The 21,391-nt window shown below is 70.2% G+C and carries 20 protein-coding genes and 1 riboswitch; of the genes, 3 read left to right on the top strand and 17 right to left on the bottom strand.

The window, feature by feature from the left end; genetic code table 11:
- Positions 1–125: 125 nt before the first annotated feature.
- The 6 genes from NLX94_RS16330 to NLX94_RS16305 all read right to left on the bottom strand — a co-directional run bounded on the left by NLX94_RS16330 (position 126) and on the right by NLX94_RS16305 (position 6,849).
- Positions 126–1,268 (bottom strand): glycosyltransferase family 4 protein, encoded by a 1,143-nt coding sequence (locus NLX94_RS16330; protein ID WP_254383479.1) that lies wholly within the window; start codon positions 1,266–1,268, stop codon positions 126–128.
- Between the two features lie 118 nt (positions 1,269–1,386).
- Entirely contained in the window at positions 1,387–2,586 is a 1,200-nt protein-coding gene (locus NLX94_RS16325) for a DUF4412 domain-containing protein (protein ID WP_254383478.1), read from the bottom strand.
- A 25-nt stretch (positions 2,587–2,611) separates the two neighbouring features.
- Positions 2,612–3,664: a C40 family peptidase gene (locus NLX94_RS16320; RefSeq protein WP_254383477.1), complete on the bottom strand. Its 1,053-nt coding sequence runs from the start codon at positions 3,662–3,664 to the stop codon at positions 2,612–2,614.
- 253 nt (positions 3,665–3,917) lie between these two features.
- Positions 3,918–4,949 (bottom strand): C40 family peptidase, encoded by a 1,032-nt coding sequence (locus NLX94_RS16315; protein WP_254383476.1) that lies wholly within the window; start codon positions 4,947–4,949, stop codon positions 3,918–3,920.
- Between the two features lie 255 nt (positions 4,950–5,204).
- Positions 5,205–6,569, bottom strand: coding sequence for an NYN domain-containing protein (locus NLX94_RS16310; RefSeq protein ID WP_254383948.1), 1,365 nt, complete (start codon positions 6,567–6,569; stop codon positions 5,205–5,207).
- 40 nt (positions 6,570–6,609) lie between these two features.
- A complete protein-coding gene (locus NLX94_RS16305) occupies positions 6,610–6,849 on the bottom strand; it encodes a hypothetical protein (protein WP_254383475.1) in 240 nt (79 codons plus the stop codon).
- A gap of 143 nt (positions 6,850–6,992) precedes the next feature.
- Here NLX94_RS16305 and NLX94_RS16300 point away from each other — a divergent pair, with 143 nt between their 5' ends.
- Together NLX94_RS16300 and NLX94_RS16295 are read left to right on the top strand one after the other, a co-directional pair.
- Entirely contained in the window at positions 6,993–7,715 is a 723-nt protein-coding gene (locus tag NLX94_RS16300; protein ID WP_254383474.1) for a rhomboid family intramembrane serine protease, read from the top strand.
- Positions 7,712–7,993 (top strand): Lrp/AsnC ligand binding domain-containing protein, encoded by a 282-nt coding sequence (locus NLX94_RS16295; RefSeq protein WP_031148522.1) that lies wholly within the window; start codon positions 7,712–7,714, stop codon positions 7,991–7,993. Before NLX94_RS16300 ends, NLX94_RS16295 begins: the two co-directional genes overlap by 4 nt.
- Positions 7,994–7,995: 2 nt before the next feature.
- Here NLX94_RS16295 and NLX94_RS16290 read toward each other — a convergent pair whose 3' ends face one another.
- The 7 genes from NLX94_RS16290 to NLX94_RS16260 form a co-directional block, all read right to left on the bottom strand.
- Positions 7,996–8,544, bottom strand: coding sequence for a ferredoxin (locus NLX94_RS16290; RefSeq protein WP_254383473.1), 549 nt, complete (start codon positions 8,542–8,544; stop codon positions 7,996–7,998).
- A gap of 13 nt (positions 8,545–8,557) precedes the next feature.
- On the bottom strand, positions 8,558–9,940 hold the full coding sequence (locus tag NLX94_RS16285; RefSeq protein ID WP_254383472.1) for an aminotransferase class V-fold PLP-dependent enzyme: 1,383 nt from the start codon (positions 9,938–9,940) through the stop codon (positions 8,558–8,560).
- 244 nt (positions 9,941–10,184) lie between these two features.
- A riboswitch (SAM riboswitch) is annotated at positions 10,185–10,301 on the bottom strand.
- 104 nt (positions 10,302–10,405) lie between these two features.
- On the bottom strand, positions 10,406–11,470 hold the full coding sequence (trpD, locus tag NLX94_RS16280; RefSeq protein WP_254383470.1) for an anthranilate phosphoribosyltransferase: 1,065 nt from the start codon (positions 11,468–11,470) through the stop codon (positions 10,406–10,408).
- Positions 11,471–11,694: 224 nt separating this feature from the next.
- Complete coding sequence (locus NLX94_RS16275; RefSeq protein ID WP_254383468.1) at positions 11,695–13,323, bottom strand: cytochrome bc complex cytochrome b subunit; 1,629 nt, start codon at positions 13,321–13,323, stop codon at positions 11,695–11,697.
- Positions 13,320–14,378, bottom strand: a complete 1,059-nt coding sequence (locus NLX94_RS16270; RefSeq protein ID WP_254383466.1) for a Rieske 2Fe-2S domain-containing protein — start codon at positions 14,376–14,378, stop codon at positions 13,320–13,322. The genes NLX94_RS16275 and NLX94_RS16270 overlap by 4 nt, the downstream gene beginning before the upstream one ends.
- The gene (locus tag NLX94_RS16265; protein ID WP_254383464.1) at positions 14,375–15,184 is read right to left on the bottom strand and encodes a c-type cytochrome; all 810 of its coding nucleotides are present in this window, start codon (positions 15,182–15,184) and stop codon (positions 14,375–14,377) included. The genes NLX94_RS16270 and NLX94_RS16265 overlap by 4 nt, the downstream gene beginning before the upstream one ends.
- Positions 15,185–15,260: 76 nt before the next feature.
- Entirely contained in the window at positions 15,261–15,881 is a 621-nt protein-coding gene (locus tag NLX94_RS16260; RefSeq protein ID WP_008738823.1) for a heme-copper oxidase subunit III, read from the bottom strand.
- A gap of 212 nt (positions 15,882–16,093) precedes the next feature.
- Between NLX94_RS16260 and NLX94_RS16255 the strand changes: the two genes are divergently transcribed.
- Complete coding sequence (locus NLX94_RS16255) at positions 16,094–16,495, top strand: hypothetical protein (protein WP_254383462.1); 402 nt, start codon at positions 16,094–16,096, stop codon at positions 16,493–16,495.
- A 173-nt stretch (positions 16,496–16,668) separates the two neighbouring features.
- Here NLX94_RS16255 and NLX94_RS16250 read toward each other — a convergent pair whose 3' ends face one another.
- The 4 genes from NLX94_RS16250 to coxB form a co-directional block, all read right to left on the bottom strand.
- Entirely contained in the window at positions 16,669–17,916 is a 1,248-nt protein-coding gene (locus NLX94_RS16250) for an Ig-like domain-containing protein (RefSeq protein WP_254383460.1), read from the bottom strand.
- A 111-nt stretch (positions 17,917–18,027) separates the two neighbouring features.
- Positions 18,028–18,426 carry a cytochrome c oxidase subunit 4 gene (locus NLX94_RS16245; RefSeq protein ID WP_254383458.1) on the bottom strand — a complete coding sequence of 133 codons (399 nt, stop codon included), beginning with the start codon at positions 18,424–18,426 and terminating at the stop codon, positions 18,028–18,030.
- On the bottom strand, positions 18,423–20,153 hold the full coding sequence (gene ctaD / locus NLX94_RS16240) for a cytochrome c oxidase subunit I (RefSeq protein ID WP_254383456.1): 1,731 nt from the start codon (positions 20,151–20,153) through the stop codon (positions 18,423–18,425). The genes NLX94_RS16245 and ctaD overlap by 4 nt, the downstream gene beginning before the upstream one ends.
- Complete coding sequence (gene coxB / locus NLX94_RS16235) at positions 20,150–21,124, bottom strand: cytochrome c oxidase subunit II (RefSeq protein ID WP_254383455.1); 975 nt, start codon at positions 21,122–21,124, stop codon at positions 20,150–20,152. The genes ctaD and coxB overlap by 4 nt, the downstream gene beginning before the upstream one ends.
- Positions 21,125–21,391: the final 267 nt, after the last annotated feature.

The raw sequence follows: 21,391 nt of genomic DNA, 5'->3' as shown, positions 1-21,391 counted from the left end.
GACCGTAGGCGGGCCGCGCCCCGGCCCGAGCGGTTTGATCGACTCTGCCCGCGATGGGGCCCCCGGGGGCGATAATCCCCCCTCCGTACGGAAAGGGGATGCTGCTTGCGCTCTACGCGAGCGGGTTACAGCAGCTCGCGCAGCCGCTCCGCCAGCAGGTCCCAGCGCCACTTCTCCTCGACCCAGGCACGGCCGCGCCCGCCCATGCGCGCGCGCAGGGCCGGGTCCCGGAGCAGGGCGAGGACGCGTTCCGCGGTCTCGGCCGGGGCGCCGCCGGGGACCACCCAGCCCGTCTCCCCGTCCAGTACGGCGTCCGGGGCGCCGCCGGAGTCGCCGGCGATCACCGGCAGGCCGGTGGCGGAGGCCTCCAGGTAGACGATGCCGAGACCCTCCACGTCGAGCCCGCCGCGCCGGGTCCGGCAGGGCATCGCGAAGACGTCTCCGGCCCCGTAGTGGGCGGGCAGTTCGGACCACGGGACCGCGCCCGTGAACACGACGGAATCCGCGACCCCGGTCCGGGCGGCCAGGGCCTTCAGGTCGGCCTCGTAGGGGCCGCCGCCCACGATGAGCAGGACGGCGTCCGGGAGCGCCGCCAGGATCCGCGGCATCGCCTCGATCAGCGTGTCCTGGCCCTTGCGGGGGACGAGGCGCGAGACGCAGACGACCACCGGCCGGTCCGTCAGACCGAGCCCCGCCCGGACCTCCGCGCCGCCCGACCCCGGGTGGAAGGTCTTCTCGTCCACGCCCGGCGGGAGCTGCGTCATCCGTGCCGCCGCCCGGTCCGTCAGGGCGGAGGCGATCCGCGAACGCGTGTACTCCCCCAGATAGGTCAGGGTGTCCGTGCCCTCGCCGATCCGCCGCAGCAGCCCGCGCGCGACCGGCAGCTGCGCCCAGCCGGCCTCGTGCCCGTGCGTGGTCGCCACGATCCGGCGCGCCCCCGCCCGGCGCAGCGCGGGCCCCATCAGCCCCAGCGGGGCCGCCGCGCCGAACCACACCGACGAGCAGCCGTGTTCGCGCAGCAGGCCCACGGCCCGGCGGGTGACCCTGGGGGTCGGCAGCAGCATCGTCGTCCGGTCGCGGACCACCTGGAAGGGCTGCTCCGCGTCGAAGGCGGCGGTGGCGGCCCTGCCCTCGGCCGAGTGCTTCCAGGTGGAGGCGTAGACCACGACCTTGTCGGGGTCGAGGCGCAGCGCCATGTTGTGCAGGAAGGCCTGGATGCCTCCTGGCCGCGGCGGGAAGTCGTTGGTCACGATCAGCGTCTTGTCCATCGCCTGCCGACCCTACCGGAGGCGACCCGAGGTGACCTGCGGCGCGATGCGCAAGATCCAGCCCCTCCGGCGTTTGAGGAGCGGGGGTCCGGGGGCCGGCCCCCGGCAACGGCGCGGGCTAGCGGAACTCCCCGGTCAGAGACTGCTGCCAGGCGCGGGTCAGGGCCGCGGGGTCCGTGCCGAGGGACTTCTGCAGGGCCGTCGGGAGGGACTCCCGGCCCGCGCTCTCGTAGAGGGAGACCAGTGCCGGCTCCCCCCAGCGCCGGGCGATGAGCCGGCAGGCCAGCCAGGAGCCCTCGTAGGCCCGCGCCAAAGCGTCCGCGTCCCCGCCGAAGGCGAAGGCCCCGGGCTCCGGGAGGCTCGCCGGCAGCTCCCCCCTCCGCACCGCGCGGGCGAGGGAGGGCGCGGCTTCGGCCGGGGTGCGGCCGCTGTCGCGGTAGGCGGCCCAGTCCGCGAAGCCCTCGGAGAGCCAGAGCGGGGTCCGGGAGGTGGTCGCCGCCCGGGTGGCCACGTGGGTGGTCTCGTGGGTCAGGATCACCTGGCGGCCCTCCGCCGTGAGCTGCCCGTACCCCTCGGGGTTCACCACGACCCGGTCCGCGGGGGCGGGCCCCGCCCCGGTCCGCCCGGTGGTGACGGCGCCGAGCCCCCGGTACTCCTCGGCGGGCCGCCCCAGCAGCGCCGCCATCGCGTCGAGCGAGCCGGGCACCAGCACCACCACCCGGCCCGCCCACGGCCGCGGCCAGGCCGCGCTCGCCGCGGGCACCGCCTTGTCGGCCTCGGCGGCGATCTCGGAGAGGGGGCCGGAGCCCTGGCCCGCGCCGCCGAGCACCAGGGCGTGCGCCCCGCGCTCCACGGACACCGGGCCCTGGTCCCACAGCTGCGGCAGGGCTCCGGGGGCAGGCCGGTCGGCGGTCACCGCCCAGGAGCCGCCGTCACGGGTGAGCTCCACCTCGCGGGCGGAGCCGGCGGGGGCGGTGTCGTAGCCGGTGAGCCGGTAGCGCAGCTCGGCGCGCGCGAGGGCCCGTACGCCGTCCACCCGGACCGTCGAGACCTCGTACGACCATCCCTCCAGCGGGATCGCCGCGAGGGCCGCGGGCGGGGCCGCCGACCAGTCGGCGACGGCCCGCCGCACGTCCCGCTCGACGGGGTCCGCCGAAGCCGAGGGGGCCCCGGAACCGGAACCCGAGGGGGAACCGGAACCGGAACCGCATCCGGCGAGCGGCACGCACAGCAGCAACAGGCAGAGCAGCACCGGCGACAGCACGCGCGGGCGCCGCCGAGGGGTACAGCGCGGGGTACGGCCCAGGACCGGGAACATCACCCGATCGTACGCAGCGCAGCCCTCAGGGCCGGGTCACCGAGGACACGGGCATCATCCCGACGGGGTCGTACCGCACCCGCGCCCCCGGGTACGGGGCGTGCACCACCTGGCCGTTGCCGACGTACATGCCGACGTGGCTGGCGTCCGAGCGGTACGTCACCAGGTCCCCCGGCCGCGCCTCCGACAGCGACACCCGCCGCCCGGCGTGCCGCTGCGCCTGCGAGGTGCGCGGCAGGGCCACGCCCGCCTGCCGGTACGACCACACCATCAGCCCGGAGCAGTCGAAGCCGGAGGGGCCGGTGGATCCCCACACGTAGGGCCGCCCCACGGCGGACCGGGCCGCCATCACGGCGGTCATGGCGCGCCCGGAGGCGGGCCCGGAGGCCGCGATGTCGGGGAGGTCGGGCAGTCCGTCGGGGCGGCCGGCGGAGCGCGAGGCCCGGTCGAACTCGGCGCGCTCCTGCGTGGGCATCTCGTTCAGCAGCCGGCGGGCGGCTGCGAGCTTGGCGGTGACGGCGCGCTTCTCCTTCGCCACGTCGGCGCGCAGGGCGTCGAGTTCGGCGAGCTTGCGGGAGGCCTCCCGGCGTTCCTGGCCGAGCCGGCGCTGCTCGGAGCGCAGTTCGTCGAGCTGGCGGGCCTGCCGGCCGGAGAGCCGGTCGAGGGCGGCGGCCTTGGCGAGGTAGTCGTCGGGGTCTTCGGAGAGCATCAGCTCGACGGCGGGGTCGATGCCGCCGGCCCGGTACTGGGCTCCGGCGTAGGCGCCGAGCACCCCGCGCATGGTGTTGATGCGGTCCTGTCCGCGGGCCACCGCGTCCTGGATCCGGTCGACTTCGCTGCGGAGCCGGCCGGCCCGCTCGCCTGCCTGGTTGAAGCGTTCGGTGGCCTGTTCGGCCTCTTCGAAGAGCCGGTCGACCTGGGCGCGGGTGCCCGCGGAGGGCTCCTGCGGGAGGCCGGGGGCCGCACCGGCGGGTGCGCCCGACATGGCGACCGCCGCTCCCGCCGCGGCGGCGGTGAGGACGGTGACCTTGGTGTTCCGGTCGAGGGCGCTGGGCCCGGACCGGCGATGGGACGCCACGTGAAACCGCTCCCTCCTGCTGAGCGGGACCCGGGTCCGCCCTCCGTGGACGGCCGTGTGCCGGGGTTCCGCGCTGGCAGACAGTAGCCGCGCGGAAGGGCACCGGCCAACGACCTCCGGCGGGCACGCACAGTGACGCCCCGTCGGAGACGCAGGTCACCGGCGGGGCGTGTGGTCGGAGCGGGGCTTCGTAATTCGCCCGGATGGGCGGTGTACGGCGCGTCCGGACGGACCCTGTGTGCAGGAGGGGGCGTCAGCCGACGCGCACGCCGAACTGGAACGGCATGTTGTCGATCGATTCGTACTTGACGCCGCTGCGCGGGTTCGAGGCGTGCAGCACCGTGTTGCCGCCCGCGTACAGGCCGACGTGGTGCAGGTCGCCGTAGAAGAACACCAGGTCACCGGGCTGGAGCTGGCTCCTGCCGATCCGGGTGCCGTCGTTGATCTGCGTGAAGGTGGTGCGCGATATCGACACGTTCGCCTGCTTGTACGCCCACTGGGTCAGGCCCGAGCAGTCGAACGAGTTGGGGCCTTCGTGCCCGGATATGTACGCGCTGCCGATCTTGGTCTTGGCGGCCGCGAGGGCGGCGCCGGCCCGGCCGGAGGGCTTCGCGTTGCCGAGGTCGGGGACGCGCTCGCCGGCGCCGCGGCTGGCGCGGCCCTCCTCGTCCTTGATCTGCTGCCGCTCCTGGGCGGTCAGGGTGTTCAGCAGCGCCTGGGCCTCGGCGAGCTTGTCCGAGGAGGCCTTCTTCTTCTCGCCGAGCTCCTTGCGGGTGGCGTCGAGGTCGGTGAGCTTGCCGGCGGCCTCCTGGCGCTGCTGCGCGAGGGTGCGCTGCTTGGCCTGGATCTTCTGGACGCTTTCGACCTGCTGACCGCTCAGCTGCTCCAGCGTGGAGGCCTTGTCGAGGTAGTTGTCCGGGTCGGCCGAGAGGAAGAGCGCGAGGGACTGGTCGATGCCGCCGCTGCGGTACTGGGCGCTGGCCATCGAACCGAGCGTGCCGCGCAGCGCGTTGAGCTCCTCCTGGCCGCGGGCGACCTGGTCCTGGAGCTGCCCGATCTCGGTCTCGAGCTTGTCCTGGCGCTCCTTGGCCCCGTTGAACTTCTCGGTGGCCTGCTCCGCCTCTTCGTAGAGGGCGTCGACCTTCGCCTTGACCTCGTCCTTGTTCGGCTTGGCGGGGGCGGCGTTGGCGGCCTGCCCCGAGAGGACCACGGCGGCCGCCGCGGTGACGCCGAGCACGGTGGTGCGCATGCGGGTCGGCTGCTTGGGTCGACGGTGGGACGCCACGAAGGCGAGCTCCTTCTTCCTAGAGCCGCCGAAGGGAACGCGAGGCTCGGCGACACCTTCGCTGCCACCCCGAATGAGTGAACTACCGCACGAAGGTTTGACTGACCCTAGTGACCCTTCTGTGATCAGTTCAAATCCTGTCGGCAAAAAACTCGCCGTCCGACCAGGTTCTTTACCTACAGTGCACGCTCTGTGCCGACGACTTGACGGTACGTTCCTGCGGGGCCCTGCCAATTCCGGCATTGGGCCCAGCAGTTACGAAACGCGCGAAAGCCGCTTCAGCAACAAGGCGGACGCCACCGGCCGCGCCCCGGCCTTGGCGACCCCGTCGGCGACCTCCCGGTCGGTGGAGACCACGACCACCGGACGGCCCGCCGGTTCGGCGCGCACCAGCTGGCGGATCAGCTCGTCCGCCGTCACCCCGGCCTTGGAGAACAGCACCCGCACCCCGCGCGGCGGCGCGAGCAGCACGGGGGCCGCCAGCTCGGCCCCGTCGAAGACACAGGTCATCTCGGCGCCCGTCTGCGCGGCGAGCATCGACAGCCCGCCCAGCAGCCGCAGCCGCTGCTTCTCCAGCGGCATCGTGGGGTAGCCGGTCTTGGTGACGTTGTAGCCGTCGACCACCAGATGGGCCTGGGGCAGTGCCAGCAACTGGTCCAGCAGCGCCGGGTCGGTCTCCGACAGGGCGCGCGCCGCGATGTCCTTCGGGGTCATCCGGCCCGGCTCCACCGCCTCCACCGTGTCGGCGGGCCGTGTGGAGACCGGCGGCAGCGCGAGCTCCCGGCGCAGTCCCGCGGCCGCGTCCAGCACGGTGTCCAGCAGGAGGCGCAGCCGCATGTCCTCGATGCTGCGCCCCTCGCGGGTGGCCCGGCGCGAGGTCTCCAGCGCCGATTCCACCTCCGCGAGGCGGGACTTGAGCCGCCGGGTCTCGCTCTCGGCGGTGGTCACCTGGGAGGCCGCCTCGGCGCGGATGCCGTCGACCTCCGCGTTGATCTTGCGCAGGGCCGCGTCGCCCCGCTTCACGTCGCTGAGGGCGCTGCGCAGCTTGCGCTGAAGCGATTCCGCTTCCTTGCGCGCCGCTTCCAGCTCGGCCCGCACCTGGTCGACACCCGTGCGCTGCAGTTCCCGTACGTGGGCCAGCTCCTCGCGGAGCCGCTCCATCTCGCGGCGGGCCTCCTCGTCGACCCGCTCGGCGTCGGCGCGCTGCGCCTCCTCGCCGGCCGCGGCGACCAGCTTGACCCAGCCGGCCGGCCGCAGCACGTACGCCGCGGCCGCCACGTCCAGCGGATCGGCGGCGGCGGGCGGGGCGCCCGACTCCAGGGCGGCGGCCAGCCCGGCCTGCGCCTCGCGGAGCTTCTCGGCGACCCGGCCCCGGAAGACCGGGTCGCTCTCCACGGCCGTGGCCATGGCGTTGCCCGCGAACTTGGCGCGCCGGGTCGGGGTGAAACGGGCGTACTGGCGCAGCTGCGCCGGGAGGTCCGCGACCGTCAGCCCGCCGAAGGCGTCGGAGACGAGTGCGACGACCCGGCGCCGCACGCCTTCCGGCAGCGGGCGGTCGAGCACCTCCGCGGCGTCGCCGGCCGCGTCGGCCGGCTCAGCGCCGCTTGCTGGCTCCACAATCCGTCACCCCTACCGTCATTCACCTGCGGGCGGGGCTCCTTCAGGAGTCCGCGCCCGGCCTGTCCACGAGCTCGATCTGGTCCACCGCGTTGCACCAGCGGCAGCGCACCGACTCGATGGTCTCATTGACCACCTCGCGCTCCTCGACCTTGGGCTCCCCGGCGAGGTCCAGGTGGAGGTACTCCACGACCTTCGACGAACGGGTGACGTCGAAACGCGTGAGGTTGCCGCACAGGGTGCAGCGCCACCGGGTGGTGTCGGTCGGCAGGGGAACCGTCATCAGGCCGCTCTCTCCTTCTGTTCTTCTATCGCATGCGTGGCATGAGTGCCGCGCGCGGCGCGTGCGCGCGTGCGCGTGCACAGCTCGTAACCCTACGGCCTGCCGCACCCGCCGGCGGGCCCGGCTGGGTCATGCTCGTTCGCATGATCGTAAGGTGGCAGGCCGTACGCGAGGCCGCCCGGGGCCCGGTGGTCACCCACGCGCTGATCGCCGGCTGCTGCGTGGTGTTCGTGCTGAGCCCGGCGTCGGGACTCAACCCCGTCTACGGGACGGGCGACCAGCTCATGACCACGGGCACGGCGTACTTCCGGCGCTGGGGCGTGGTCCCGGACGAGCTGTTCACCGGCTCGGGCCGGGCGCTGCTCACTCCGTTGACGGCGCTGTTCGTGCACGGCAGCTGGCTGCACCTGCTGGGCAACATGCTCTTCCTCTACGTCTTCGGGGCGATGACGGAGCAGCGCATGGGCCGGGCCGGTTTCCTCTGCTTCTACGTCTGCACGGGCTACCTGGCCCTGGCGGCGTACGCGGCGGCCCACGCCTCCTCGGACCAGACCCTGGTCGGGGCCTCCGGCGCGATCTCCGCGGTCCTGGGCGCCTTCCTGTACCTGTTCCCCCGGGCCCGCGTGACGAGCCTGTTCCCGTTCCTCTTCTTCCTGCCCCTGCGGTTCCCCGCGTGGATCGTGCTGCTGTTCTGGTTCGGCCTGCAGTGGCTGGCGGCCCACCGCGCGGCGAGCGGCCCCGGAGTCGCCTACCTGGCCCACGTGGTGGGCTTCTCGGCGGGCTTCCTCTACGCGTGGGCCCGCTACCGGCGTGGGACTAGAGTGAGGCGACCAGTGACCGCCGTCGAGGGAGACAGCCAACCGTGATCACCGCGATCGTGCTCATCAAGACCAGCGTGGACCGGATCCCCGAGATCGCCGAGGCGATCGCCGCACTGGACAGCGTCAGCGAGGTCTACTCGGTCACGGGTACCTACGACCTCATCGCGCTGGTCCGGGTGGCCCGGCACGAGAACCTGGCCGACATCATCCCCGGCCGCATCAGCAAGATCCCGGGCGTCGAGGCGACGGACACGCACGTGGCGTTCCGCACGTACTCCCAGCACGACCTGGAAGCGGCGTTCGCGATCGGTCTCGACGCGTAGCTTCAGAGCACGGGCAGTGCCTCGCCCGCCCGGGCGGGGCGGCCCTCTTCCTGCCGGAAGAGATAGCCGCGCAGGTAGTCCCCGAGGCCGTGGTCCATGTACGCCACGTAGGCGCGGGCCCCGGCGGCGGCGTCGTTCATCCAGTCGGACGGCCGGGTCACCCAGTCACCCCACCCCGCGCCCACAGCCCACTCGCGCACCTGGCCACGCTCCCGCCACCAGTCCCGGAGCCGTTCCGGTGTCCAGTACAGGTCCCCGTCGTGGCCGTACCCGTTGCAGGCCTCCTCGGAAGCGGCCGCGCGGAGGTCCGCGACCTCTCCCGGATCACGGGGCTGGCGGTACACGAACTCCTGGCCGTAGACGTCGTCGTACAGGACCAGGTCGGGCGCGAGCTGCCGACCGGTCAGGCAGGTGTCGGTCATCGCCCCGTAGAACGGGCCCGGCACGTTGAGCCGGTTGCGCTCCTCCCAGAGGCCGTCCCAGCGGGCTCCCGCATAAGGGGAGTCGGCGGGCAGCGCCGCGAGGGCGGGCAGCGGATCCCAGTAGGTCATTCCCCGCAGCCTGTCAGACGGCCGGGACGCAGCGGCCCTCTTCGGTGCGGTACTGCCACTTGGCGCCGTCCGCGACGAGCTCCTTGACGGCGCGGACGAAGCGGTCGACGTGCTCGTCGGGGGTGCCGGCGCCGAAGCTGACGCGGATCGCGTTGAGCGAGCGCTCGCCCGGGGCCGCCTCCGGGGCTCCGCACTCGCCCTGGGCCTGCGGCTCGCTGCCGAGCAGGGTGCGGACCAGCGGGTGGGCGCAGAAGAGGCCGTCGCGGACGCCGATGCCGTACTCGGCGGAGAGCGCGGCCGCGAAGTGCGAGCTGTTCCAGCCGTCCACCACGAAGGAGATGACGCCGACCCGCGGGGCGTCGTCGCCGAAGAGGGACAGGACGCGGACGGCAGGGACCTCGGCGAGGCCGGCCCGGACCTTTTCGATGAGGCGCTGCTCGCGGGCGACGAGGTTCTCGAAGCCGGCCTCCTTCAGCGCCTTGCAGGCGGAGGCGATGGAGTAGACGCCGATGACGTTCGGGGAGCCGGCCTCGTGGCGGGCGGCGGTGGTGTGCCACTCGACGTCCACGCCGCCGTCCTCCCGGCGGGCCACCTTGCGCGAGGCCCCGCCGCCGGCGAGGTACGGGTCCGCTTCCTGCAGCCAGTCCGCGCGGCCGGCGAGCACGCCCGAGCCGAAGGGTGCGTAGAGCTTGTGGCCGGAGAAGGCGACCCAGTCCACGTCGAGGTCCTGGACCGAGACGGGGTGGTGCGGGGCCAGCTGGGCGGCGTCGAGGACGATGCGGGCGCCGTGGGCGTGCGCGGCGGCGGCGAGTTCCCGGACGGGCCACAGCTCGCCGGTGACGTTGGAGGCGCCGGTGACGCAGACGAGCGCGGGGCCGTAAGGGTCGCGGTCGGCGAGGGCCCGCTCCAGGGTGGCGACGGCCTCGTCCGGGGTGCGGGGGGCGTTGAGGTAGGTGACCTGCGCGTTCGTCCACGGGAGCAGCGAGGCGTGGTGCTCGGTCTCGAAGACGAAGACCTGGCAGTCGGCCGGGATGACGGCGGCGAGCAGGTTGAGGGAGTCGGTGGTGGACCGGGTGAAGATCACCTGGTCGGAGGGCCGGCAGTCGAGGAACTCGGCGACCGTGACCCGGCTCTGCTCGAACAGGTCGGTGGAGAGCTGCGAGAGGTACCCGGCGCCGCGGTGGACGCTGCCGTAGTACGGGGCGTACGCGGCCACGTCGTCCCAGACCCGCTGCAGCGCGGGGGCGCTGGCCGCGTAGTCGAGGGCGGCGTAGGTGACCTCGCCGCCGGTGACGAGCGGGACGGTGACGTCACGGCCGAGGACCGGCAGCGGCTCGGCGCAGGCGGGGTCCTCGGTGGCGGAGGTGACGGCGGCGGCGTTCAGGGTCGCGGACATGGCGGTATCTCCCGGCAGGCAGGTGTGAATGGCTTCGGTGTGCCCGTACGCGGATACGGCGCTGCGGCCGTTCGGGGTACGGGAATGCCCCGGAGTGTTCGGATCGGCTCGGCGTACGCAGACGTGCTGCGGGTACGCGGAAACGACCCTGTTCCGAGGGGTGAAGAAGGGGCGGAGTCGCCCTATCGCATTCGCTTGCTCACGGAAACGCTCCTCGAGAGACCAGGACCCCTGGTGTTCGAGGGATCCGCGCTTGCCGTAGACCTCACTGCCTACGACCTGGTCATCACCCGGGGCACCCCGCCACGGAAGGAGGGTTGCCGGACAGCAAGCCGGGGCCTAAACGCTGTCACTCGTGACCTGAGGAGCATCCTGCCACACGATCTTCCGAATGCAAGACCCCGGTCCACATGGCGGACCGGGGTCAGTGCTGGATCTTGGCCGGATCCCGTCGGACGGAGCCGATCAGGCGTTGCTCGCCGCCGACCAGCGGGCCAGCGCCGCCCGGGCCGCGCCCGAGTCCACCGACTCCGCGGCCCGTACGACACCGGCGGCGAGCTGCTCCTCCAGGCTGCCCGTACCCGGGTCCAGGGCGACCAGGGCCGCGGCCGAGTTCAGCAGCACCGCATCGCGGACCGGGCCGGTCTCGCCGGCCAGCAGGCGGCGGGCCACGTCCGCGTTGTACGAGGCGTCCGCGCCGGCCAGCGCGGAGACGTCCACCAGCGGGATGCCGATGTCGCGCGGGTCGAAGCTCTGCTCCCGGACCTCGCCGCCCCGGACCCACCAGACCCGCGAGGTCGCGGTGGTGGTGAGCTCGTCGAGCCCGTCGTCACCGCGGAAGACCAGCGCCGAGGAGCCCCGCTCCGCGAGCACGCCCGCGACGATCGGGGCCACCCGCGCGTCGGCCACACCGGTGGCCTGGGCCCGGACCCGCGCCGGGTTGGTGAGCGGGCCGAGGAAGTTGAAGGTGGTGCGGATGCCGAGTTCCCGGCGGGCCGCCGCCACGTGCCGCAGCGCGGGGTGGAACTTGACCGCGAAGCAGAAGGTGATGCCGGCTTCCTCGGCCACCTCCACGACCCGTGCGGGGGTGAGGTCCAGGTTGACGCCGAGCTTCTCCAGGACGTCCGAGGAGCCGCTCGCGGAGGATGCGGCCCGGTTGCCGTGCTTGACGACCTTGGCACCCGTACCGGCCACCACGATGGCCGACATCGTGGAGATGTTCACCGTCTTGGCCCCGTCGCCGCCGGTGCCGACGATGTCCACCGTCCGGCCCGGCACCTCGATCAGGTTGGCGTGTTCGTACATGGCGCGGACCAGGCCGTTGATCTCGGCCACGGTCTCCCCTTTGGCCCGCAGCGCGACGGCGAAGCCGGCGATCTGGGCGTCGGTGGCCTCCCCGCGCATGATCCGGTCCATGGCCCAGGCCGTGTCGTCGGCGCTGAGGTCCCGGCCGGTCAGCAGGGCGTCCAGAAGGCCCGGCCAGCCGCGGGCCGCCACGCTGTCGCCGCCTGCCGGGGTCACCAGGTTCATGGTCCGCTCCTGCTGCTCGTCGAGGATTCCACGTCGAATGGGAAGGGGTTCAGCCTATCCAGCCCCGGGGACGGCAAAGAGCCCCGTCCAGACACTGGACGGGGCTCTCGCCGTGGCGACACCAGGACTGACCGAAATCAGTCCCTCAAGCAGTCATGCGTCGTGCGTGGTGCGTCGTGCGTACTACGTGAACCATGAAGCGTGTGAAGCCGTGATGCGGGAGATCAGTGGTGGCCGTGGCCGTTCTGGATCTCCTTGTACTCCTCGACCGTGGGCTTGGGGATCTGGTTGTCCTCCCCGTAGTAGCCCTTGCTGAGCTTGGCGCGGAGCTTCTCGAGCAGCTTCACCTTGCGCTCGACACCGTTCTCGTCGACCGTGGGGCCGATCTCGACGGGCTTGTACTGCTCGTACGAGGTGAGCGTGTGCAGCTTGCCCTGCGAGAGCGGCTCGTGGACCTCGACGAACTCACCGTGCGGCAGGCGCTTGATGATGCCGGTCTCGCGACCGTGCAGCACCTTGTCCCGGTCCCGGCGCTGGAGGCCGAGGCAGATCCGCTTGGTGATGATGAACGCGATGACCGGGCCCACGAAGAACCCGATGCGGGCGAACCACGTGATCGAGTTGATCGACAGGTGGAAGTACTGCGCGAACATGTCGTTTCCACCGGCGATCAGCAGGATGACGTACCACGTCAGCCATGCCACACCGAAGCCCGTGCGCGTCGGGGCGTTGCGCGGGCGGTCCAGGATGTGGTGCTCGCGCTTGTCCCCGGTGACCCAGGACTCGATGAACGGGTAGACCGCGATCGTGGCCAGGACCAGCGGGAAGATCATGAACGGGATGAAGACGCCCAGGGCCAGGGTGTGGCCCCACAGGTTGATCTCCCAGCCCGGCATGGCGCGGATCAGGCCCTCGGAGAAGCCCATGTACCAGTCGGGCTGCGCACCGGTGGACACGTGGTCCGGACGGTACGGGCCCAGCGCCCAGATCGGGTTGATCGAGGCGATGCCCGCGATGGCCGCGATGACACCGAAGACCAGGAAGAAGAAGCCTCCGGCCTTGGCCATGTAGACCGGGAGCAGCGGCATGCCGACGACGTTCTTCTCGGTCTTGCCGGGGCCCGCGAACTGGGTGTGCTTGTGGTAGAAGACCAGGATCAGGTGGGCCACCAGCAGGCCCATCATGATGCCGGGCAGCAGCAGGATGTGCACCGAGTAGAGCCGGCCCACGAAGTCGCCGCCGGGGAACTCCCCGCCGAAGAAGAAGAACGACATGTACGTGCCCACGATCGGCACGGACAGCATCGCGCCTTCCATGAAGCGGACACCGGTGCCCGAGAGCAGGTCGTCCGGCAGGGAGTAACCGGTGAAACCGGTGAACATGCCGAGGACCAGCAGCAGGAAGCCGAAGACCCAGTTGACCTCACGCGGCTTGCGGAACGCGCCGGTGAAGAACACGCGCATCATGTGCACGAGCATCGCCGCGATGAAGATCAGCGCCGACCAGTGGTGGATCTGCCGGATGAGCAGACCGCCGCGGACGTCGAAGCTGATTTCCAGGGTGGACTTGAAGGCCTCCGACATCTGCACACCCTGCATGGGGATGTACGAGCCGTCGTAGTGCACTTCGTTCATGCTCGGGTGGAAGAACAGCGTCAGGTACACACCCGTGAGGATGAGGATGATGAAGCTGTAGAGGCAGATCTCGCCCAGCATGAAGGACCAGTGGTCCGGGAAGATCTTGCGCATGTTGGCCTTGGCGAGGCTGTAGATGCCCAGCCGGCCGTCGGCCCAGTCGGCTACGCGCTCGCCGGCCGGAGCCTTGCGCTCTTTGGTTTGAGTGGCAGTGCTCATCCGCGCTCCCAGAAAGAGGGACCGACGGGCTCTTCGAAGTCGCCGAGCGCCTCGAGGAAACCTTCGTCATTGACGCCGATCCGCAGCTGCGGGAGCGCGTGACCAGCCGGGCCGAAGATGACTCGGGCGCCGTCGGAGAGGTCGAAGGTGGACTGGTGGCACGGGCAGAGCACGTGGTGCGACTGCTGCTCGTACAGGCTGATCGGGCAGCCGACGTGGGTGCAGATCTTGGAGTAGGCCACGATCCCGTCGTGGGACCACTCCAGTTCCTTCTTGTCCTTGATGTTCTCCGGCTGGATACGGACGATCATCAGGGCGGCCTTGGCGATCTGCACCTGGAAGTCGTGCGCGTCCTCCTCCAGGCCTTCCGGCATGGCGAAGGTGAGCGAACCGACGACGATGTCCTCGGGGCGCAGCGGCTCCATCGTGTTCTGGTTGATGAGCATCTTGCCCTTCGCCCAGATGGTCTTGCGCAGCTTGTCCTCGGGCAGCGGGCCCAGGTCGCGCAGGATCACGACGGCGGAGAGCGGCAGCAGGGCCAGCGCACCGAACATCGTGTTGCGGATGAGCGGGCGGCGGCCGATGGCCGACTCGCGCGCGCCGTCCGCGAAGTCCTGCAGGACCTGCGCCTTGACCTCCGGCGGGGCCGCGATCTCGTGGCGCTCGGCGGCGACCTCCACGTCGGACATCAGGGTGCGGGCCCAGTGGACCGCGCCCGCGCCGATGCAGAAGAGGGCCGCGCCGAGGCTCACGCCCAGGGCGAAGTTGAGAGCGCTCACCTTCCCGATGGGGAAGATGTAGACGATCTTGTCGACCGGCAGGATCACGAACGAGGCGATGAAGGCGATCGTCGCCAGCATCGACAGCGTGAACAGCAGGGCCACCGTGCGCTCGGACCGCTTCGCGGCCCGCTCGTCGATGTCCTGGATCCGCGGCCGGTGAACCGGCAGGCCGGGGTCGGCGAACGGGTCGTCCGCCACTGTCACGGCACCGTGGTGCGTGTCGCCCTGCTCGCTCGGCAGGTGCTTCTCTTCGGGAATGTCTTGGCTACTCATGACTTCTTGGCCTTAGCGGTGTGGGCCGCGACCCAGACGGCGACAGCGATCAGCGCACCCAGTCCGAAGATCCAGCCGAAGAGACCCTCGGAGACGGGGCCGAGGCCACCGAGCTTGAGGCCACCGGGGTTGGTCGACTTCTCGCCGTTGACGTGCTGGAGGTACGCGATGATGTCCTTCTTCTGCTTCTCCGGCATGGTGCTGTCGGGGAAGGAGGGCATGTTCTGCGGGCCGGTGAGCATGGCCTCGTAGACGTGCTTCGGCTCGACACCCTCAAGGTTGGGGGCGTACTTGCCGTTCGTCAGTGCGCCGCCCTCACCGGTGAAGTTGTGGCACTGCGCGCAGTTGTTGCGGAACAGCTCGCCACCCTTCGCGATGTCGGCACCCGCCGGGTCGTACTGCTTCTCGGTCGGCGTGATCGGGCCGGCTCCGAGGGAGGCGATGTACGCGGCGAGCTGGTCGGCCTGCGCCTGGGTGTAGATGACGGGCTTCTTCGGCACCTGGGCGCCGGGCTGCTGGGCGGGCATCCGGCCCGTCATGACCTGGAAGTCGACGGCAGCGGAGCCGACGCCTACCAGGCTGGGGCCGTCAGAGGAACCCTGACCGCCGGTCCCGTGGCAGCTTGCGCAGCCGACGGCGTAGAGCTTCTGGCCCTCCTCGATGGCGAGGGACTGGACGGTTTCGTCGGCCTTCGCATTGCCCGCGGGCGCGAAGGCGCTGTACAGCCCCCCGGTAACCGCCAGCGCGAAGAGTAGAACGACGACCGCCGCCAGCGGATGGCGTCGTCGTGCGGAGAGCTTTTTCACGGATTACCCCGGTGTCAGGATCTTCTGCGTCGGTGTGTCTGGATGGAGTGCCGGGCCCTGCCCGGCGACGTGTTCGCTACTTGATCAGGTAGATCGTCGCGAAGAGGCCGATCCAGACGACATCGACGAAGTGCCAGTAGTAGGACACGACGATGGCCGACGTGGCCTGTTCGTGGGTGAACCTCTTGGCCGCGTACGTCCGGCCGAGGACCAGCAGGAAGGCGATGAGACCGCCCGTCACGTGCAGACCGTGGAAGCCGGTGGTCAGGTAGAAGACCGAGCCGTACGGACCGGACGAGAGGCTCATGCCCTCGTGCTTGACCAGCTCGGTGTACTCGAACACCTGGCCGCCAATGAAGATCGCACCCATGACGAACGTGATGATGAACCACGTCCTGAGCTTCTTCACGTCACCGCGCTCGGCGGCGAATACGCCGAGCTGGCAGGTGAGCGAGGAAAGCACCAGGATCGTCGTGTTCGTCGCCGAGAAGGGCAGATTCAAGGCCGAAGCCTGTTCTGTCCAGTACTCGGCGCCTGTCACGGATCGCAGGGTGAAGTACATCGCGAAGAGGGCCGCGAAGAACATCAGCTCGGAACTCAACCAGATGATGGTTCCCACGCTGACGAGGTTCGGCCTGTTGACCGTCGGGTGCGCGTGCCCGGTATCTACTGTCGTTGCTGTCGCCACGACCGACATTATGTCGGTCCCTTATCCCGCCCTCACCCCGGGGGGTGCCGTTCGGAGTGTCAGGGGCGTGTGCAAGGCCCGAACGGCCCATCAGATCGCCCTGCGGACGCCCGCCGGCCGTCCCCCGGGCGAGGCTGTGCGAACCGATGTTGACACCGGGTCGGACGGAGTAGCATCCCGCGCAACATCAACGTGATTCACGGGACACGTGGAGGAACGAAATGCGGGCGACTGCGCGGGTTCTGGTCTACAGCGACGACGCGGGCACCCGGGAGCAGGTGCGGCTGGCGGCCGGGCGCAGGCCGGCCACGGACCTGCCGCCGGTGGAGTTCCTGGAGTGCGCGACGCTGCCGGCCGTCCTGAAGGAGCTGGACGCGGGCGGCATCGACGTGTGCGTACTGGACGGCGAGGCGGTCCCGGCCGGGGGCATGGGGGTGTGCCGGCAGATCAAGGACGAGATCTTCCAGTGCCCGCCCGTCCTGCTCCTGATGGGCCGTCCGCAGGACGCCTGGCTGGCCACCTGGAGCCGCGCGGACGCCGCGGTCACCCTTCCGGTCGATCCGGTGGACTTCGCGCAGGCCCTGGCGGGTCTGCTGCGCGCGCGGATCTCCCCGGCGGCCTAGCTCTCCCGGGGGCGCAGCGGGGCCTGTGTGCCCCGCACAGCGCCTTACCGGCGCATACCGGGGCACGGGCGCCCGTACGCTCCGTACGGGCACCCGTGCCCCGGCTGTGGCCTCTCCCGGCTCTCCGGGCTCTCAGGCCCCTCCCGGCTCTCCGGGCGCTCCTGGCCCGGTGGTTACACCTGCGGGCGCAGGCGGGCCTGGTCGACGGGGCTGCGGCCCTCCTGGGTGCCCTTGAGGAGGGCGCTGCCCTCGCGCCAGTCCTTCCAGTCCATGTTCCAGTCGCCGAAGCCGTTGCCGAAGATGTCCATGTCGTCGCCGATGCTGTTGATGACCTGGACGATGTCGCCTTCGGTGATGTTCTCGTAGAACCAGGCGGCGTTGCCGGTGCTCATGCCGGTGCAGCCGTGGCTGACGTTGGCGTAGCCGTGGGAGCCGACGGACCACGGCGCGGCGTGGACGTATTCACCGCTCCAGGTGACGCGGGTCGCGTAGTAGACGGGCAGGTTGTAGTACTCGCTGCCGCCGATGCCCACGGTGTCTCCGCGCATCCGGACGTAGTACTGCTTGCCGAGGACCACCTTGACGCCGTTGCGGGTGGAGAACCCGGGCTTGCCGGTGGTGATCGGGATGGAATTGATCACTTCTCCGTTGCGCTTGAACGTCATCCAGTGCGAGGAGGCGTCCGTGGTGACCTCGACCCGGTCCCCGATCTCCAGCTTCAGCGGCTTGGAGGCGGCTCCGTGCAGGTCGTCGGAGATCTTGACGCCCTCCAGGTTGCTCCGGACGGACACGGTGGTGTTTGCGGGCCAGTAGTCCTTGGGCCGGTAGTGGAGGTTCTTGTCGTCCACCCAGTGCCAGGCGCCCACGGCCTCCGGCGGGGCGTCGACGATCAGGCCGCGCTCGATGACGGCGCGGGCGGCCTTGTCCTTCACGGGTTCGTTGAGCTCGGCCGTGAGGGGCTGTCCGACGCCGTACTTGCCCTCGTCCGGGCCGAATTCGACCTTGAGGACCTTCTGCGCCGGGGTGGTGTCGAAGGTGAGCGTGCGCTGCCCGGGGGCGCCCCGTTCGTCCTCGGTGCTCACGAGGACGGTGTAGCGGACGCCCGCGGCCATCGGGACGGTGCTGTGCCAGCGGTCGCCGGTGGCGGACAACTCGCCCGCCAGGCGGCGTCCGTGGGTGTCCACGGCGCTCACGTCGGTGATCCGGCCGTCGCCGCTCTTGGCGGTGACCTCCAGGGGCCGGTCCGGATCGACCGGGCGGCTGCCGGAGGCCTGGTTGAGGGCGACTTGGTCGCCCGCGTCGTAGGGGCGGGCGGACAGCGGGTTGTCGTCGCCCGACCCGCATGCGGTGGCGCCGGCCCCGAGGGACGCGACCAGCAGGGAGCAGCCGATGACCGTCCAAAGACGCGGTGACTTGTTCATGGAGCCAACGCTATGAAGGTATGACAATTACGGCGCGCGGGGTGACTGCAAACGAGGGGCCCGGACTCCTCCATTGGAGGTGTCCGGGCCCCTGGTCTCATGCAGGTGCGGCTACTGGTTCTGGTTCTCGCCGCGGTAGTACTCGTACACCCAGCCCCACAGACCCACGAGGATCAGCGGCGCCGAGAAGTACATCAGCCACCAGCCGAAGATGACGCCGCTGAAGGCGAAGGCGCCACCGATGGCCAGCGAGAGCGGCTGCCAGCTGTGCGGGGAGAAGAACCCCAGCTCGCCCGCCTCGTCGGCGACGTCGGCCTCCAGGTTGTCCTGGGCCATCTCGTCCACGCGCGCGGCCGTGAAGGCCAGGTAGTAGCCGATCATGGCGCTCAGGCCGAAGGCCAGTGCGAGAGCGGTGGTGCCGACCGGCTCCTTCGACCAGACGCCGTACACGACGGTCATGATCAGGATGAAGGCGGCGAGCCACAGGAACATCCTGCCCTGGATCTTCACTTGCCGGCCTCCTTGCCACCAGCGACGGCCTTGGCGGCCACGGAGTGGTCCTCAAGGTGGTCGAGGGCCGCGATCTCGGGGTGGTGCAGATCGAACGCCGGGGATTCGGACCGGATCCTCGGCAGGGTGAGGAAGTTGTGCCGCGGCGGCGGGCAGGACGTCGCCCATTCGAGCGAACGGCCGTAGCCCCACGGGTCGTCGACCTCGATCTTCTTGCCGTACTTCGCCGTCTTCCAGACGTTGTACATGAACGGCAGCATCGACAGGCCCAGCACGAACGAGCTGATCGTCGAGATCGTGTTCAGCAGCGTGAAGCCGTCCGCCGCGAGGTAGTCCGCGTAACGACGCGGCATGCCCTCGGCGCCCAGCCAGTGCTGCACCAGGAAGGTGCCGTGGAAGCCGATGAACAGCGTCCAGAAGGTGATCTTGCCGAGGCGCTCGTCCAGCATCTTGCCCGTGAACTTCGGCCACCAGAAGTGGAAGCCGGCGAACATCGCGAAGACCACGGTGCCGAAGACGACGTAGTGGAAGTGCGCGACGACGAAGTACGAGTCGGAGACGTGGAAGTCCATCGGGGGCGAGGCCAGGATGACGCCGGTCAGACCACCGAAGGTGAAGGTGACCAGGAAGCCGATCGTCCAGAGCATCGGGGTCTCGAAGGACAGCGAGCCCTTCCACATGGTGCCGATCCAGTTGAAGAACTTCACACCGGTCGGAACCGCGATGAGGAACGTCATGAAGGAGAAGAACGGCAGCAGCACACCGCCGGTGACGTACATGTGGTGCGCCCACACGGTCACCGAAAGGCCGGCGATCGAGATCGTCGCGGCGATCAGACCGATGTAACCGAACATCGGCTTGCGCGAGAAGACCGGGATGATTTCGGAAACGATTCCGAAGAACGGCAGCGCGATGATGTACACCTCTGGGTGTCCGAAGAACCAGAAGAGGTGTTGCCACAGCAAGGCGCCGCCATTGGCCGCGTCGAAGATGTGCGAACCGAACTTCCTGTCGGCCTCCAGCGCGAAGAGCGCGGCGGCCAGCACCGGGAAGGCGAGCAGGACCAGAACACCGGTCAGCAGCACGTTCCAGGTGAAGATCGGCATGCGGAACATCGTCATGCCGGGCGCGCGCATGCAGATGATCGTGGTGATGAAGTTGACCGAACCGAGGATCGTGCCGAAGCCGGAGAAGGCCAGACCCATGATCCACATGTCGGCGCCGATGCCCGGCGAGCGGACGGCGTCCGACAGCGGGGAGTAGGCGAACCAGCCGAAGTCGGCGGCACCCGAGGGGGTGATGAAGCCGGCCACCGCGATGGTCGAACCGAAGAGGTACAGCCAGTACGCGAACATGTTCAGCCGCGGGAACGCCACGTCGGGCGCGCCGATCTGGAGCGGCATGATCCAGTTCGCGAAGCCCGCGAACAGCGGGGTGGCGAACATCAGCAGCATGATCGTGCCATGCATGGTGAACGCCTGGTTGAACTGCTCGTTCGACATGATCTGCGTACCCGGACGGGCCAGCTCGGCGCGCATGAAGAGCGCCAGCAGGCCGCCGATGAGGAAGAACACGAACGACGTGAGCAGGTACATCGTGCCGATGGTCTTGTGGTCGGTGGTGGTGAGCCACTTCACGACCACGTTGCCCGGCTGCTTGCTCCGTACCGGCAACTCGTTCTCGTACGAGTCGGCCTCGGCACCCTGAGGCTGGTTGAGGATGCTCACAGTTTGTTCACCTCAGCATTGCGGGCCGGGTCGGTCTGCTGGATACCGGCCGGGAGGAAGCCGGTCTGGCCCTTCTCCGCAAGCTCCTTCAGGTGCGCCTTGTACGCCTCCGGGGAGACGACCTTGACGTTGAAGAGCATGCGGGAGTGGTCGACACCGCAGAGCTCGGCGCACTTGCCCATGAAGACGCCCTCTTCGGTCGGGGTGACCTCGAAGACGTTGGTGTGCCCCGGGATGACGTCCTGCTTGAACAGGAAGGGGACCACCCAGAAGGAGTGGATGACGTCGTTGGACGACAGGATGAAGCGGACCTTCTCGCCCTTCGGCAGCCAGAGCGTCGGGCCCGGGTTGCCGGTCTCCGCGTTCCGGTCGCTCGGGACGCCCTTGGTGTAGACGCCTTCGGCGCCCGCGGGGAAGTCCTTGGTGTAGCGGTCCGGCAGGGAGGCGAGCTCCTTGGGAACCTCGCCGGCCTTCGGGGTCGCCGCATCGCCGTCGACGTTCTCGATGTAGTTGAAGCCCCAGCTCCACTGGAAGCCGATCACGTTGATCGTGTGCGCCGGCTTGGCGGAGAGGGAGAGCAGCTTCGACTCGTCGCGCGCGGTGAAGTAGAACAGCACCGAGACGATGATGAGCGGGACCACGGTGTACAGCGCCTCGATCGGCATGTTGTACCGGGTCTGCGGGGGAACCTCGACCTTGGTCCGGCTACGCCGGTGGAAGATGACGCTCCACATGATCAGGCCCCACACGAGGATGCCGGTGATCAGAGCGGCGGCCCAGGACCCCTGCCACAGGGAGAGGATGCGAGGCGCCTCCTCAGTGACCGGGGTGGGCAATCCGAGGCGGGGGAAGTCTTTCCATGTTGGCGAGCAACCAGTGGCGGTCGCCAGGACCGCGCCTGCAGCCAGCACCTGCAGCGGCTTCCGCCGCATCGGGCGCCGCGGCGAGCGGTCGGAGCCGTAGGGACTCACGTAGCGCCTTCCCGAGAGTCTCGGCCCGCGCGGCCGGCCGCGGCCGCATTCGGGTCGGTCGCCGGCCCTGACGCAGGCAGGGGTTTGGATGTTTATGCGGACCAAACCCTACTGGACGCTATTTGGGGTCGCGCGGGGAGGGTGCCCAACGCGCCGTTACTGACCCCGAAGGGATGGATCCGCCGTACGGGGGACGGCCCAACGGGCCCCGAATGGCGGGGTCCCGGCGGCATCTGACGGTCCCTGACCTCGGCGGGTCGCGGCCCC

This window comes from Streptomyces sp. TBY4, from assembly GCF_024213195.1.
Classification (GTDB): domain Bacteria; phylum Actinomycetota; class Actinomycetes; order Streptomycetales; family Streptomycetaceae; genus Streptomyces.
This window is presented reverse-complemented; position numbering and strand designations above follow the sequence as displayed.